The sequence below is a fragment of the Streptococcus suis genome (assembly GCA_002831545.1).
Lineage (GTDB): Bacteria > Bacillota > Bacilli > Lactobacillales > Streptococcaceae > Streptococcus > Streptococcus suis_P.
Genome location: CP025095.1, coordinates 670,443 through 686,223, shown reverse-complemented (window position 1 = coordinate 686,223; position 15,781 = coordinate 670,443). Strand labels below are relative to the sequence as shown.

General features: G+C 41.6%; 9 protein-coding genes and 1 pseudogene. All 10 read right to left on the bottom strand.

Translation table 11 applies throughout. The annotated features are described in order from the left end of the window. Positions 1-65: 65 nt before the first annotated feature. Complete coding sequence (locus CWM22_03450) at positions 66-8,216, bottom strand: hypothetical protein (protein ID AUC91032.1); 8,151 nt, start codon at positions 8,214-8,216, stop codon at positions 66-68. Positions 8,217-8,353: 137 nt separating this feature from the next. Further along, a complete protein-coding gene (locus CWM22_03445; protein ID AUC91031.1) occupies positions 8,354-8,569 on the bottom strand; it encodes a YozE family protein in 216 nt (71 codons plus the stop codon). A 5-nt stretch (positions 8,570-8,574) separates the two neighbouring features. Further along, positions 8,575-9,030, bottom strand: a complete 456-nt coding sequence (locus tag CWM22_03440) for a DUF1801 domain-containing protein (GenBank protein AUC91030.1) — start codon at positions 9,028-9,030, stop codon at positions 8,575-8,577. 9 nt (positions 9,031-9,039) lie between these two features. After that, positions 9,040-9,960, bottom strand: a complete 921-nt coding sequence (locus CWM22_03435; GenBank protein ID AUC91029.1) for a 2-dehydropantoate 2-reductase — start codon at positions 9,958-9,960, stop codon at positions 9,040-9,042. 9 nt (positions 9,961-9,969) lie between these two features. After that, positions 9,970-10,824 carry an RNA-binding protein gene (locus tag CWM22_03430; GenBank protein ID AUC91028.1) on the bottom strand — a complete coding sequence of 285 codons (855 nt, stop codon included), beginning with the start codon at positions 10,822-10,824 and terminating at the stop codon, positions 9,970-9,972. Between the two features lie 281 nt (positions 10,825-11,105). Further along, a complete protein-coding gene (locus tag CWM22_03425; protein AUC91027.1) occupies positions 11,106-11,663 on the bottom strand; it encodes a ribosome-recycling factor in 558 nt (185 codons plus the stop codon). A gap of 134 nt (positions 11,664-11,797) precedes the next feature. Beyond that, positions 11,798-12,529, bottom strand: a complete 732-nt coding sequence (locus CWM22_03420; GenBank protein AUC91026.1) for a UMP kinase — start codon at positions 12,527-12,529, stop codon at positions 11,798-11,800. A 169-nt stretch (positions 12,530-12,698) separates the two neighbouring features. Continuing rightward, positions 12,699-14,339, bottom strand: a complete 1,641-nt coding sequence (locus tag CWM22_03415; GenBank protein ID AUC91025.1) for a polysaccharide biosynthesis protein — start codon at positions 14,337-14,339, stop codon at positions 12,699-12,701. A gap of 351 nt (positions 14,340-14,690) precedes the next feature. Then, a pseudogene (locus CWM22_03410) lies at positions 14,691-15,478 on the bottom strand (glutathione-dependent disulfide-bond oxidoreductase). After that, positions 15,478-15,774: a hypothetical protein gene (locus CWM22_03405; protein AUC91024.1), complete on the bottom strand. Its 297-nt coding sequence runs from the start codon at positions 15,772-15,774 to the stop codon at positions 15,478-15,480. The pseudogene CWM22_03410 and the gene CWM22_03405 overlap by 1 nt, the downstream one beginning before the upstream one ends. Between the last annotated feature and the right edge of the window lie 7 nt (positions 15,775-15,781).

The window sequence follows — 15,781 nt, the reverse complement described above, 5'->3', positions numbered from 1 at the left end:
CTGACAAAAAAGACAAGCAGTGAACATCCTGTCCACTGCTCATCTATCTGTGCATACCCCACTCTTTATGGAGTATCCTTGTAGATAGAGTCTCTAAAGTCATTTGTTGCACGGAGGTATCCGTTTAAGACGGCTGCTTTTAGGCTATAGACACGGGATTGTGTCCCTACGTTCTGACCATTCTGTGAGTAGTATTTGTGATGAGTAGCATCATACTCTACTGCCGCTTGCATCAATTGACGCAATTCTGCTACAGAATTTACCGTACGTGTGGAATCGTAGAAATAACCATCACCATTCAAAGGATTCTTAGTAATCAACTCTACTGGTTTCAAGTTTTCTAAATGCTGCTGCCGTTTCGCAAACATGGCTTTTCGGAATGTCGCACTATTTTCATACTCATTTTTCGAAATGAGCGAAATGAGTTCACTATCCTTCATACGACCATAGGCTTCTCGCTTGCCTAATGTATTCTTATATTGGTCAGACAGGTAAGGAACCATACCATTTTCGTAACCGTATTCTGCTAAGAGTTCAAAGGCAATCTTACGCACCTCATACTCGTTACGACTGGTTCCATCATTATTTAAAGAACCATATATCGGATCAAATGCTCTAACCTCCAAGTATGCATTCGAATGGCTATTTGAACCATAATTGCCATAGTTGTAATAGCTATCCTCATATGGACGTCTCGAAATCATCCCATTTTCAATCAGCTGGTCAAGACTTGTAAAGGTATTGGTAAACTGGTTGGCTACAGAGGTGTTTCCATTTTCCGTTACCATCTGATTAAACCAATTCTGTTTTGCTTGAGGATTAGACAATCCCAAAACAGCCTCAGCTTCCAAAAGATCCAAGGTATAGATAACATCTAAGTAGCCCTTCATATAGTCTTGTAAATCTTTAGTTGATTGGAAACGATCTGGAGTCTTATTGGTCAAGCGTCTTCCGTAATTATTTTTATCATACTTACTAAAATCATAGACATTATTGAAACCAAATCTATCTTGATTTCCCCAAGTAATAGACTCAAACAAACCACGCGCATAGACTTCAAAATCTAGACCTGTTCGCTTGCCATGACCTAAAAGAAGCGTATTGTCATCTCCGATATGGGTCATTTCATGGGTGTAAACTCGTGCCCCATCTTCCGTTATGGCATCATGATTGAAGAAATAAATCCCATCCATTCGGGTATCCGCATGAGCACCTTTCGATTCATTTGGATAGACATAGCCTAGTGGCAGGTAGAAGTGCTTCATACCAGAATAATTCATACTAGTCAACTTATCTAGTGCCTTCCAATCGTTACCAATACGTTTCGTATCCCAAGTAATGGTTCTACGGAACATTTTTTCTTTATGATTTTCTGGAAGAATGTTGTAGAGATAGTCTGCATGACCTGCCCACATCTTGGCAATTTCCTGCAAACGTTCTTCACTGACCCCTTTATTGTTATCATACATTCCAATCAAGGTATTGGCCATATCGGTCAAGATAAAGATATCCTTACTTGGCATGACTAGAAGAATCAAGGCCATTTCTTTGAACTTCCAATTTTCCCCTGCCAGTTTTTCGTAAAAACCATTGTGGTGAATATCCTTGGTCGGATTTGTTTGTTTTTCTAGCACTTCCTTGATGGTAGACGGAGTTTCAATGATGGTAGCCTTGGTAGAAGACTTAAACCAGTCATTATTGGTCATCTTCGGTACAAAAGCCTTCCGGTAGCCCTCTAGGTAATCAAACAAATCGCCACCGATTGACTCCTTGGCAATCACTTGACTTGCAAGAGCATAGTTGTTCTTCGGTTTCAACATCTCTGCTCCCATGCTACCGATACGGATGAGTTGGTCCAGAGAATTGACATTCTTACCAAAGAAATCTGCTTTCTTCATCATCAAATTCTTGGCATTGACATCGCCAAACTGAATATTGTACCAACGATTCATGTAGGCTAAACCAAGTAGAAGCTGCGCCTTGTTTTTACTGATATAGGATTTTAGGAAATGATTGGCAGTCGAACTATCCAATCCCACTAAATTGTAGTTTGAAATCAATTCGGACAAATGTGCCTGCAAGTTCGATTTGACATCCTCAAACGATTCCTGGAGGAAGAGCCATTCTTTGTCTCTTGAATTACCATTGAGACCGAGTGCTTCTTGTACAGCCGAAGAGGTAAAAGTAATCCCTTCAAATTCCGAAATCAAGCTACCTAGTAGTTTCCTATATTCAAAGTCATTTGCCATGACTTCAGGAGTGTAGCTGATATTTTTGTCTAATATCAGGTATTCCGTAACAGCGCCTCTACTCAAGTCTTTTTTCTTCACCAAGTATTGGTATTTGACTGTTCCGTCTGCAAAGTGTAGAAGCAATCCGTTTATCTTATCACGATTTGATATCTCTTGATTATTTTTTCCGACGCTAGTACCTAGTACATCCAAATATGGTACTTTATCCACCAATGGTACGACGTCTAGTAATTTCTTGGTCACCAATTCGTCATCTTTTTCCAGTCGATTTCCGTACTGGATAATCACATCTCTTGTGAAGAACGGAAGCAGTCTTTCCATGTTTTCATAGGCTTGCTTGCGCTCTGCCAAAGCAAATTGAGCCGTAGCATAATCAATGTCAAAGGCATTCTTCTGGCGTAATTTCCGCTCTGCTTCTTTTTCAGACGGACGGATAGCCCATAGGTTGAGTTCTTGAACAGCTCCTGCTACATCTATTTCTATGATAGATTCAGATGAATTGTTTTCACCAACTGCTTTACCCGTCACAATCCGTATATTACTAAATGGTCGTAAGGTTTCATCTAGCCTGCCATACACTTTATTTCCATTTACAACATTGACTGCTACAATATTATCTGTAAGCTGTATGCTATTATTAGTATCATTTCCTTTCAATATTGTACCAACAAGTCCGCCAACTTCCGTATCTTTTGTCTTCGTTGTAGTAATCCTACCTGTCACATAACTTGAAGTAATCCGAGCATTAGCATGTTCCAACTGACCAACCAAGCCACCAGCCTTCACATTCGAAGAGGCAGATGAAATGGTCGCATCTACATAGCCTTTTGTAATACTACCGCCACCGAGCCAGCCAGCAATACCGCCAACTTTATTATCGTCCTTACCAAGACTGATTAAAGAACCTGTAAAGCTAACTTTTGAGAGCGACGTTCTGTCCACTTCTCCTATCAGACCACCTAAGAAATTGTCTGCAACAACTCTTCCTTCAACATGGACATTGCTAACACTACCATTAGTAGACTGTTTGGCTAAAGCTCCTACCTCTTTTTCTTTCGGCAGATGAATATCTACTGCTTTCAGGTTCAAATCAGATACAGTTCCTCGTAAATCATCAAATAATGGTGCTTTCAAGTCATGAATAGTGAAACCATTACCTTTGAGGGTTCCATGGAATTGATTTTTCAGATAAGATTTGTCTGTATCCGACAGCACGACTTCTGATGCCGTCAAATCTTGTTGAAGTTCAAAAGTACCCGAAGAATTAGTCTTCATAGCATTTAATAGACTAGTGAATGTGCTGTACTTATTCCTTGTTTCATGATTTTCACGAACCTCTCTCGGTAAGTATACTATCACAGTATCATGATACTTATCTAGTTTTTGTCGTCTTTCCTCTGGATTGGTGAATTTAGCCTGCAATTTGAAATGACGTTTACCACTCAATGATTCTTCGTCAATGCTCACAACTGGTAAGAAAATATCCTTATGCTCATCTGATTGGAGCTTGATGAAATAATTATGGTCATCATTTGGTTCTACTTTAATTGCAACTTTTCTCACTAATCTACCGTTTTCATTCTTCCAAACCTCTGCCTCATCAATATTCTTGATTTCAAAATGACGTTCTTCAAAATCAATGTAGACTTCATCCATAAGACGCTCTGTGCGTTCAACATTCTTACTATCCATGTACACCAAATCCGTCTTAACGAAATAGTCAACGTTTGGTAGTAGGTTTCTAAAGCGAACTTCTAGCTTATTTTTATCTGTTAATTCTTCTTGGTGAATCTCAGTATCATTAACAAACAATCGAGCAATGGCTTTCCTAAAAGTATTATATTGGTCATCAAGCTTGTAAGTCACTTTAGAAGAACGAACATGCTTCATCAGATGATAGTGCGGTTCATTCTTCAAAACACGTAACAAAGGCTTATTCACATCCTCAACCGTTTCTTCAGTTGTTTCCTCTGGTTTTTTCGGAGAAACTGGTTCCGTCTCCATCTCTGTTGGATCCGGCGTGTCTGGAACAGTTGGTTGTGGTTGTTCTGGTACAGGTGTTGGTGTCACTGACGGTGTGTCTGGAACAGCTGGTTTTGGTTGCTCCGGCTCAGGAAGCGGAGTTGCTGGTTGCTCAGGTTTTGTAGTTTCTTCTGGCTGAGTTGTATCAGTAGAACCAGTCGAGTCAATCACTTCTGGCTGAACTGGCTCCTTGGTGCCTACTTCTTCTTCCCGAGCTTGTCCAGCTATTTCCTCTAGTAAAACTTCTGGCTGGGCTATAGTCGCTCCTGTATTCACATCTACAATATAGCTCTTTTGGAAACGCTTAATTGTCGGTCTACCTTCATGAATGACCTTCACTGTGCCTTTTTCCAGTTCGGAATTATCTCGTCTAATAGTCTCTAAGACAATCTCCTCAGTTCGTTCCGTCGGACGAGTACCGACTTGAATAATTTTATTTTGCCCTTGTCTTGTAAGTCGACCAGTTTCTGGCTGAGCCGTGACTTGACCTGTTTCAGAATTCATACTGTAGGTCTTAGTGTAGGTTATTTGCTGATTGACTCCTTCTTGTCTTGTATGACGAGTATCTAATTGACGACTACTGTCTGCTTCATACACTGTTTGGAACGGTGTCTCAACAATACGACTTTCAGGTTTAATACCGACCTTAACCCGTCTATTTTGTACTGGAGTGATAGTTAGTTTCTCTTGACTAGGTTGACCAACCTCCTGTCCTCGAATATAACGACTGGTAATAATCGTCCGATTCAAGCCATCTTTTCCTGGCGTGATTTCTTGAGTCTCTGGATAAGAAAGGTTTACATCACTCTCAAATTCAGTAGTAAACTTCACAACGGTATCTTGGATTACTTGCCGTGTTTCATCAACTGGCTTAGTACCAATACGGACTTTTTGTTCTTTAGCAGCCACCTCAGTAACAACTGGTTGTTCTGGTTGCGTTTCTCCTGTTTGCGTATTTAGTCGATAGCTAGTAGTTACAGTTCGTTCTCCGTCCACTCCATGAACTTCAATCACACGATCTCCAACATAAAGATTTCCATCAGCTATCTCTTTTTCGGTAAAGCGAATTGGTGTCTTAGTAACAGTTGGTTTGGTACCTACTTCGATTATTTCTTCGCGAGCTTGTCGAACATTCTCAGTCCGAATTGATAACCGCTCTCTTCTCTCACCATTGACAAGACGATAAGTTTCTATCACCTTCTCCTGCCCCACCTGACCAATTTGTTTGGTTCGTGTTTCCCCAAACTCTAATTGGTCGTTCGATTCATATCGTCTAATAAAGCTCACATCTTTTGTGCTCTCTACTTCTACTTGACTAACGATTTCTTTCTGTGGCTCTGATTCTACTCCACAGTTTTCCTCTGATTTTGGATCTATCGGACAGAACTCTTCTTCGGTTTCTGTTGATGGAGCCGTTGTAGAATCCGATGGTTTCGGAGTTGTTGAACCAGAAGAGTCTGGGATAGTCGATGTAGACGGATTAGTTTCTGAAGAATTAGTTTCTCCAGAAGAACCGCTAGTTGACGAGCCTTCACCTGATGGAGTTTCTTCTGTTGGAGAGGTTTCTGGACCACATGTATCCTCTGGTTTTGGATCTATCGGACAGAACCCTTCTTCGGTTTCTATTGATGGGGCGGTTGTAGAATCCGATGGTTTCGGAGTTGTTGAACCAGAAGAGTCTGGGGTAGTTGGAGTAAGCGGAGGTGTTACTGTCTCACTGGTGGATGTTGGAAGTTCGAAAATCAATTCCCCTTCTGTTTTCTGGCTTGCTCCGCTATTGGCATCTGTTTCAACAAGAAGGAAACGGAGGTCATCCTCTATCAAACTTGTCTGAATGAGCATATCAGCTAAATCTCTTGCTTCCAAAATGGCTCTGGAAGCCTCATAGACAGTATTGATATAGTCTGTCCATTCTTTACCTTTAAAGCGGGACTTATAAGTCTGAAGCTCTTCCATTTTTTCTCTGAGTTTTGCTGCTGCTTCCTCTATTTGTTGAGCTTGAACTTTAGGATCCACTTTCTCCTCTTTTTCTGGCCAGCAGGTTGACGAAGGGTCCAGAATACACTGGATTTCTGCCTCGGTTAGCTCCTGCGAAGTTGGATTCTCATTCGATTCACCATGCTGACTTGCACCACTAGTGGCATCTGTAGAACCTGTATTTGGAGTTGTTGGTACCTCTGTTTCTGGAACCATTTCTGGTTGTGGAGATACGGGCTCCTCTGTTTCTAGAACTACTTCTGGTTGTGGAGATACGGGCTCCTCTGTTTCTGGAGCTACTTCTGGTTGTGGAGATACGGGCTCCTCTGTTTCTGGAGCCACTTCTGGTTGTGGGGATACAGGCTCCTCTGTTTCTGGAACTACTTCTGGTTGTGGAGCCACGGACACCTCTGTTTCTGGAGCTACTTCTGGTTGTGGGGATACGGGCTCCTCTATTTCTGGAGCTAATTCTGGTTGTGGGGATACGGGTACCTCTGTTTCTGGAGTTGTTTCAGGCTGAGGTGGGGCTGGAACGTCGACCTCAGGCCTTACTTCTGGTTGAGGCGGAACAGGAAGGTCGACTGCTGAATCTGGGGTTGATGGTTTGGGTTGCTCTGTATGCTGACTTGCACTGCTATTCGCATCCGTTGAACCTGCATCTGAGATTTCCGATTCCACTTTTGGAGAAGAAGGAACTTCTGGCAGTGGAATAACTGGTGCTTCTACCTGCTTAGTACCTACATACATTATAGGTGCTACTGCGTTCTTCGTTATCTGTTCAGAAATCTTTTCACTCCGAAGAATCTTCTCTCCTTGAACAAAATCAGCATAAGTAATCTCTTTCTCTCCCTCTTGACCAGGAACAAGGCGAGACTTGCCAATTTCAAGTTGCGGATCCTCTTGTTTTACCAACTCCAAAGCAAACGTTTCTTTTTCCTTACGAAAGGCCACAAAAGGTAATGCTTGACCAACAGGTGCCACTTCTGTTACTGCATCTGTTCTATCCTTACGATTCAAGATAAGTAAGCCTGGAATCTGCAAAGTAGAATCAAGTCCGCTATTTTGGCTTTCTTCTGTATTAGGAGAGTCCTCTTTCCTATCAGCAACAGTTGATGTATTTGATGGAGAAGCTAAACCATCGCCTGTCTGCGAATTTGTTGTTTCTGAAGAGACTGTATTCTCCGTTTTTTCAACCGATGACTCCTTAAGAGGCAATTGTAGACTATCATCTCTGTTGGAAAGTTGGCTTTCAGAATTTTCCTGAAGAACACTTGGTTTCGCAAGTTCTTCTAAATCAGATTTCTTACCTTCTGATTGTACTGAACTAGCTTGTGTTTCCTTAGCTGTATCATTTTTTTCCGTTTCTGATGGAGGAAGACTGATCTTGACTGATGACTCCTGAACATAATAGCCCACAAACTCATAACCATCCAATCGCAACTTCCCATCCGGCAAGGAATCCCCTGGACGAATGGTGAGGGTCTGATTGTAAGCAGCCAGTGCTGAACTTTGAACTGCTCCTACTTCCAAAACAGGTAGAGCCAGACCACTAGTTGTCACATAAAGCATGGTCAAGACACGCGCCTTCTTAGACTTGGTCGCAGAAACAGCTAAAACCAAGAAACCTAGTCCTAGGACAGCCAAACCTGAACCAGCTAGCTCACCCGTTGCAGGAAGAACTTTCTTAGAGGGACGATAAACCACAAAATAGGTCGCTTCTTCCTTCAATTCAGCTGGTAGGCTAGACTGAATCAACTGTCGCTCCTCTGCCGATAATTCCGCCTCTAAAACATATTCGAAACGAATCTGGCTAGGACTTACTGTCGAAGCTGAAACTTCTTGGGACTGGATGCCAAATAGTAGGCTAGTACCCACACACAGGGAAACAAGACCGATGGTCAGCTTTCTAAAAGAAAACGCTTTCCTCTGTTCGTAAAAAAATTTGTGCATATGATCTCCTTTCATTTCTCTTGCATCAAATGCTACCTTCTCCTGTCATTATATCAAAAAACGAACAATTCTTCCATCATTTATCGGCGCTATTCATACAAATAAAAAAAAAGCAAAATACAAATATGTATTTGCTTTATCTTCTTTTGTCATCAATGTCCCAAATAATCTTCCCAAATCGCATCAAAATCAGACATGGAAAAGGCAAAACTGGCCGATTCCTCCAAAAAACGACTGACTTCATCGAAATTATCTGATTGCTTAGGAAAATCAACTTCCTCAAAAGCATAATCTGCCAAGATAGCTACTGGTTCATTACTTTTCGGGTTGCGCTGGGTCATCAACCAAGAATAAAAACTTCTTCTCACTACATCTACTTTCTATGATTTTTTTCGTAGAGCTCTATATAGCGCTCCATAGACATCTTACTAACCAATTCCCCAATCAATTCATAAGGAATATTCTTGGGATTTTTCATACGAACACAGGACTTGCCCATATCCAGTTTGGTAGGTACCTGTGCTTGATAAGCAGCAACGAACCAATCATTCAACTCTTGGTCCATATAAATTCCCATGTGGTAGAGGGCGATGTGTGCCTTTTGTGATGCCAAGGCAAGGAAAGGCAAGGGCTCTCCCGGTGTGCAATGATAACCATCAGGGTAGGCAGCAAGCGGCACATAATAGTTAATCATACCTCCCAAGATGCCTACTTCAAAACCAGCTGGTAACTGTTCCACAATCACTTGATGGAGTCGTTCAACTGCTTCCTTCCGATTCTCAGGCAAGGCAGCCATATATTCTTCAATCGTTTCCACTTCAATCAGCATGACTTTCTCCTATCTCAACCCCAGCATACTCTCTTTGGCATGAACCATGTCCGTTATCATTTGGCAATAGGGTGTAGGGATACCTGCACGTTTGCCCTTAAAAACAACCGCTCCATTCAGATAATCAATTTCTGTCTTTCGACCATGTTGGACCAAATCCTGGTGCATAGATGGATAGTGATTGGAAGCCTTCTTCGAAGCATCAATAACATATTTCCAAATAGCTTCTTCGTCAATTCCATCTGCCTCAGACTTAGCAACAGCAATAAATTCTTTGAAAATCCCCTGTACTAGATTCAGCCCAGCCTCCGTACCGAATAATTCACCAATTGTACAGTCTAAAATGGTACAAGTTGGATTCATCACACCATTGACACAGGCTTTCTGCCAAATAGCACTAACAACATGATTGTCATAGGTCACATTTAGCCCAGCTTCATTCAGCATTTCAATAATATCCGCAACTGATTGCTCATCACCAAGAATATGCTGAACGGACATAGAACCCGGACCTTCTAAGTGAGCATGTCCAGGACCCTTTAGTCCTGCCAACCACATGGTCACTCCAACCATAATACTTTCATCTGGCACGTACCGACGCATGGTCGTCGCATGCCCCAAACCATTCAAGAGACTCAAAACCTTGGTAGTTGGACCGATAATCGGTTTAATATCCCGCAACATCTTTGGCAACTGATCAGCCTTTGTCAGTAGAATGATAAAATCTGCTTCTCTCGTTGCTTCGGTCGGTTTCATGATGGGTAAGTATACAGTTTCCTCTACGTCTCCAGTCACTTTCAAGCCGTTTTCTCGAATTACCTCGATATGCTCTTCCCAATTATCCAGCAAAATCACTTCATGATTTGTCTTAGACAATTGATAACCAAAACGACACCCCATTGCCCCACTACCAGCAATATATACTAGCATAGACGCCCCCTAGACCAATTCTGTTCCAAAAGAATCCTGTTTAATTTTTCCAGCCTTCATCAAACCACCAAGAGCTTTTTTGAATTGCCCTTTGGAAATACCAAAGGTGGCCTTGATGTCTTCCGGAGCAGACTTATCGTTCAAGGTCATGAAACCTCCATTGCTTTCCAGATAAGTCAATATCATCTGGGCATCATTTTCCAGCATCTCAAATGAACGTGGCTTGAGAGACAAGTTCAAGGTACGATCAACTGCACGGTAGCCGATGACACGCGCCTCCAAAACCTGACCCAGACGCGGTTCCGCAAAGCGTTCGCTCGGGTGGATAAAACCAAGCATGTTGTTGTCTGGCAAATAAACAAAAGTACCATTCATTTTCAAACGATAGACAATCGCTCGCAGATTTTGGTTTTGCATATTGTCATAAGCAGGTCCAGCCATTTTCTGAAAATCTTCCTGAAAAGCTGGCAGAGCCCAAATGCGGTCCTTCTTATCGACGTCTAATTTGACGTACAACTGATCCCCTTTTTTCGGCCAGAGTTCCTTGATTTCAGGCAAAATGTCCAAGGAAACAACCACTTGCTTGTCTGGCAGACCTGTATCCACAAAGACACCCAAATCCTTACGTACCTCTGTGACAGCTCCCCAACCAAATCTGGTACGACTCGCCCCAACTTCCTTAGTTGTCAAACGGAGTTTCTGTTTCATATCGGTATAGGTAAATCCCTTAACAGATTGACCTAGACTATGTTCTCCTTCATCCTTAGAAAGAGCAAAGGTTCTACCCTCTTTTTGGACAAAGTAAAACTGATCGTTTTCGTCAGTCACTAAACCAACGATATACTGTGCTAATAAATCATTCATGATTTTCTACTTTCTGATTAAAAAAGGGGGAGTGGGAAAGAACTCGACTAGTCAAAAAATGAGTTCGTCTTCCCACCCCCGCAAAGTTGATTAGGTCAGATTTGGAGTGTAAAATACGAACAAATCTGCCAATCAACCACTGCGCTGAGATGTTGACACGAACTCCGAGAAGTGGCTATGGATTTGAGAATAGTTCCCCTCCATTAGATTTCTTATTGGTTCACCACTGGAAGTTAGACAGCCCAGTGATGATCTGTTTTTGTAGCCTAAAAACGTGTTGATTAAACTTCCAACAATTCTTTTTCTTTGTCGGCAGTCATTTTATCAATTGTCTTGATAGCATCATCTGTTACTTTTTGAATATCTTTTTCAAGCGTCTTCAACTCGTCTTCTGTGATTTCTTTTGCTTTTTCAGCTTTTTTAGCTTCATCCATGGCATCACGACGGATATTACGGATGGCAACTTTCGAATTTTCACCGACTTTTTTCACATCCTTCGCCAAGTTCTTACGAGTTTCCTCTGTAAGGGCAGGAATAACCAAACGGATAACAGTACCGTCAGATTGCGGTGTCAAACCAAGATCTGAAGCGTTCAAAGCACGCTCAATATCCTTCAAGATTGACTTATCAAACGGAGTAATCAATAGAACACGCGCTTCTGGCACTGTAATACCAGCCAACTGGTTCAATGGCGTTGGAGAACCGTAGTACTCAACTGAAATACGGTCCAACAAACTAGCATTGGCACGGCCAGCACGAATGTGGCTGAATTCACGTGCCAAACTCTGATGAGATTGGTTCATGCGCTCTTGCGCTTTAGCAATAATTTCTTTAGACATAAGACTTCCTTCTTTATATTTTTTTATAGTCTTTTAGTTTACTTTTAGCACTAGGCAACGAGCCACAGGTATAACCGAAGTTAGGCAAGGCGAATTAACGAAGTAATAAAAGAAAAACTAAATGACGATATGATTTATTTTTCTTCTGAAGAATTTGAAACGGTAGTACCGATTGGCTCACCGAAGACAACACGTTTAATATTTCCTGGTTCATTCATATTGAACACGACCAAATCAATATCATTGTCCATTGAGAGAGTTGATGCTGTCGCATCCATGATTTTCAAACCTCGACTAATCACTTCACGGTGGGTCAATTCATTGAATTTAACTGCATTAGCATCTTTCTTCGGATCAGCATTGTAGACGCCATCCACACCATTTTTAGCCATCAAAATCGCATCTGCTTCAATTTCTGCAGCACGAAGAGCTGCTGTCGTATCCGTTGAGAAGTACGGAGAACCAATACCAGCTCCAAAAATAACAATGCGACCTTTTTCAAGATGACGAAGAGCACGACCACGAATATAAGGCTCTGCAACTGACTGCATCGCAATCGCTGTCTGCACACGTGTATCCACACCAAGCTGTTTAAGGGAATCAGCCATTACAAGAGCATTCATAACAGTCCCCAACATGCCTGTATAGTCTGCTTGAACTCGATCCATACCCGCTTCAGCAGCAGGTTCTCCACGCCAAAGGTTACCACCACCAATAACAAGGGCAATCTGAATACCTGATTCTGCGACTTCCTGAATTTCCTTTGCCATTTCCTGAACAGTTTTAAGGTCAATACCGACACCACGTTCACCAGCCAAGGCTTCACCAGATAGTTTGATTAGAATACGTTCGTATTTAGGTTTCATCATCTCTCTCCTCTTTTTTATCCCTACTATTCTACCACAAAAACCGTTTTTTTTATACTGAAATCTCCAAGAAAAAAGGAAAATCCTCAACGAACTTTCCTTCTCACATTCTAAAACGCCTCTTTTTCCCAGCTTTTCAATAGTAGAAAATAGAGATTTTTAAAACAAACTAGCCTAGGCGCAATTTCCTCCGTAAACTCTGAGCCCGACTTCCAATTAAACGATCTAGCTGACGAGTCTTCAATGTCAGGATGACAAAGACAAGTATACCTGCTCCACCTGCAACAGCCAAGTGGATAAAGCTAGATACATAGCCATTTGCTGGAAGGATAAGATTCAGGACAAATTCAATCCCCCATACAACGAGTCCCATTACGATAGAAATCCAACTAATGGTCGCAATATCTTTTATCACTAGTCTTTCATCAATATGCAGAACCTTGTCAATTCGTCTATAGAAGAGATACAGCATAAGTCCCAACCCAAATATCGTTGAGATAAAGCTACCATATACCTTAAAGACATAGATCATTGGTACTTGTAAAACGATTTTCACTAGCATCCCAATCAAGAAATAATAAATGGCTCTTCTATTTTCAAATATCGCTTGAATGACCACACTAATGACAGAATATAGGCCCAGAGGTAAAATTAAAAATAAGTTCCAAATAAATAGAGTAATGGCGATAGGCTCTGACGGTCCGTAAAAAATCGTATAGAGTGGCCCAGCTAACAGGACTGTTCCAACAATTGCCGGTATAGTGAATATAAAGAGTAATTGTAGATTATCCGCCACTAAATGAGACGCCGCCTTCAAATCTTTCTTGACAAATTTCTCTGTAATCAATGGAATAGCAACACTTCCCAAACTCAGTGAAATCCCGATAATCATCATCGTAATCTTACTTGGATTGGCAGCCATATATGAATAAAGTTCCAAAAGTTCCGAATTACTGTAATCCGTAATTCTTTCCATAACACGAATAAACGTGACTTGGTCAATAAACTGCAATAATTGAATCGTTAGACCTAAAATGATAATTGGAATCGCATCTCGAACAGTTTCCTTAATAAGTTGACCTGTATCCAAAGAAATCTTTTGTTTCTTAGCATGAAGTAACTTACCAAGGTAACCTTGTTTCCATAAAGTATAAACTAAAATCCCAACACTAGCAATCATCCCGACAAAAGCTGCAAAGGTAGATTGGACAACTGCTTCAAGATAGTCACCGCTACCCAACTTCATAATCATAAATGTTGCCGCCAGTATCCAGATAACCCGTACCAGCTGCTCTGCAAGCTGGCTGATAGCATAGGGCTTCATATCGTGCCGACCTTGAAAAAAACCACGCAAGATACTCATGGCTGGGAAGATAAAGAGAGGCGGGACTAGACTATACATGACTGGAAGTAACTTTTCCTTCGACCCCGATGCGTCGGCCAACCACGGAGCACTTAGATACATGACCCCTGCAAAGACAGCTCCAAAGACCAACATGAGCTTGAAGAACTCTCTGACCAAGTAAAGCGACACCTCTTCTTTACCCAAGACATTGTATTTAGCTACTTGTTTGGCAATAGCTGTCGGAAGACCAGCTGTTGAAATCAATAAGAAGTTAGCATAGATTTGATACCCCATACTAAAGAGGGCATTGGCTTCAGCTCGATATTCCCCTAACCAAATATACCAGGGAATAACATAGGCAACACCAAGCAGGCGACTAAGAATATTTCCAGCAGTCAACCAAGCCAAGCCTCTAGCCATTGTCGCCTGTTCTTTGGACTGCTGCATTTCAACTTTTTCGGACATTTTTCTATTACTTTCTATGTAAATATAAGATAGGAAAAACTCATACTCTTCGAAAATCAAAATCAGACGTTGTTGACTTGATTTGATGAGTGAAAGGCTCCAGTGGAGCCTTTCAGCCTGTTACCTTGAAACAAAATAGTAACAGGGTTCTATCTGCGTAAGTAGTAACGAACTACGTTCGCCCTATCTCCAACCTCCAAAGGTTCCCCAAACCTTTGGAGCTAGTCTGATTTTGATTTTCATTGAGTATTAATTTCTATTTTTGGATTTTCACAAAGTCTAACTCTTTCATTATAAACTTTTATCATACCAAAGTAAAAGAAAAACCCACCCATAAGGTGGGCAAGTCAATCAATTATCAATTGAATGATATTTCACTGTCAACCCTCGTTGTACAGCTGGGCGCTGAGCTATTTTCTCTACCCAGGTCTTTAGATGCTTGTAAGAATCAACATCTAAAAATTCTGCCGAACCTGGATATAGTTCTCCTTGCACCAATCGTCCATACCAAGACCAGATAGCAATATCTGCGATGGTATAGGTATTTCCAGCTATATACTCTCTTGTCATCAATAGTTGATCCAAGAGATCCAGCTGACGCTTAGTTTCCATTGTATAGCGATTAATCGGATATTCTTGCGCTGTCGGAGCGTAATGGAAGAAATGTCCAAATCCTCCACCAACAAATGGAGCGGCGCCAGTTTGCCAGAAGAGCCAGTTAAGAACCTCCGTCCGCTCCGCCCAAGCTTTCGGTAGGAAGGCCTCAAACTTTTCTGCCAAGTAGTAGAGAATGTTGGCAGATTCAAAGACGCGAACTGGCTCCTTCTCCGAATAATCAACCATAGCTGGTATTTTGGAGTTAGGGTTGATGGCAACAAAATCGGAGCCAAATTGTCTCCTTGACCGATATTGATGAGAAAGAGGTCATAATCAGCTTCCGAAATACCTAACTCTTTCAACTCCTCCAACATAATAGCAACTTTAATACCGTTAGGTGTTCCCAAGGAATAAACTTGGAGGGGCTTGTCACCTTTTGGTAATTTATGTTCAAAGCGACTCCCTGCTGTTGGACGATTACCTGATCGGTTGTCATTTTCATCTTCCCACTTCCAAACGAGTGGTTTCGTGTATTCTGTCATTATTTTTCCTCTAAATCATCTATTCCTAGTACATAACGTCGATAGGTCACTTGTAATTCCTGGATATAGCGCCCCAATTCTACCAACTCCTTTGGCGCTCTCCAGGTCAAGCCGGTCAATTCAGCATTGACAAATACCGATAACTGATCGGCCAACAAGTAGAGATTGTCTGAATGGTCGAGTTTCTGGGCGAATTCAACAAGTTTCTCACGCAAAACGGGTGAAATAGTTTCTGGTGACAACTGATAAAGGGCTGATAAATGGGAATAAAATTCTTCACGATTGGCTTTTTTCATACGAAAC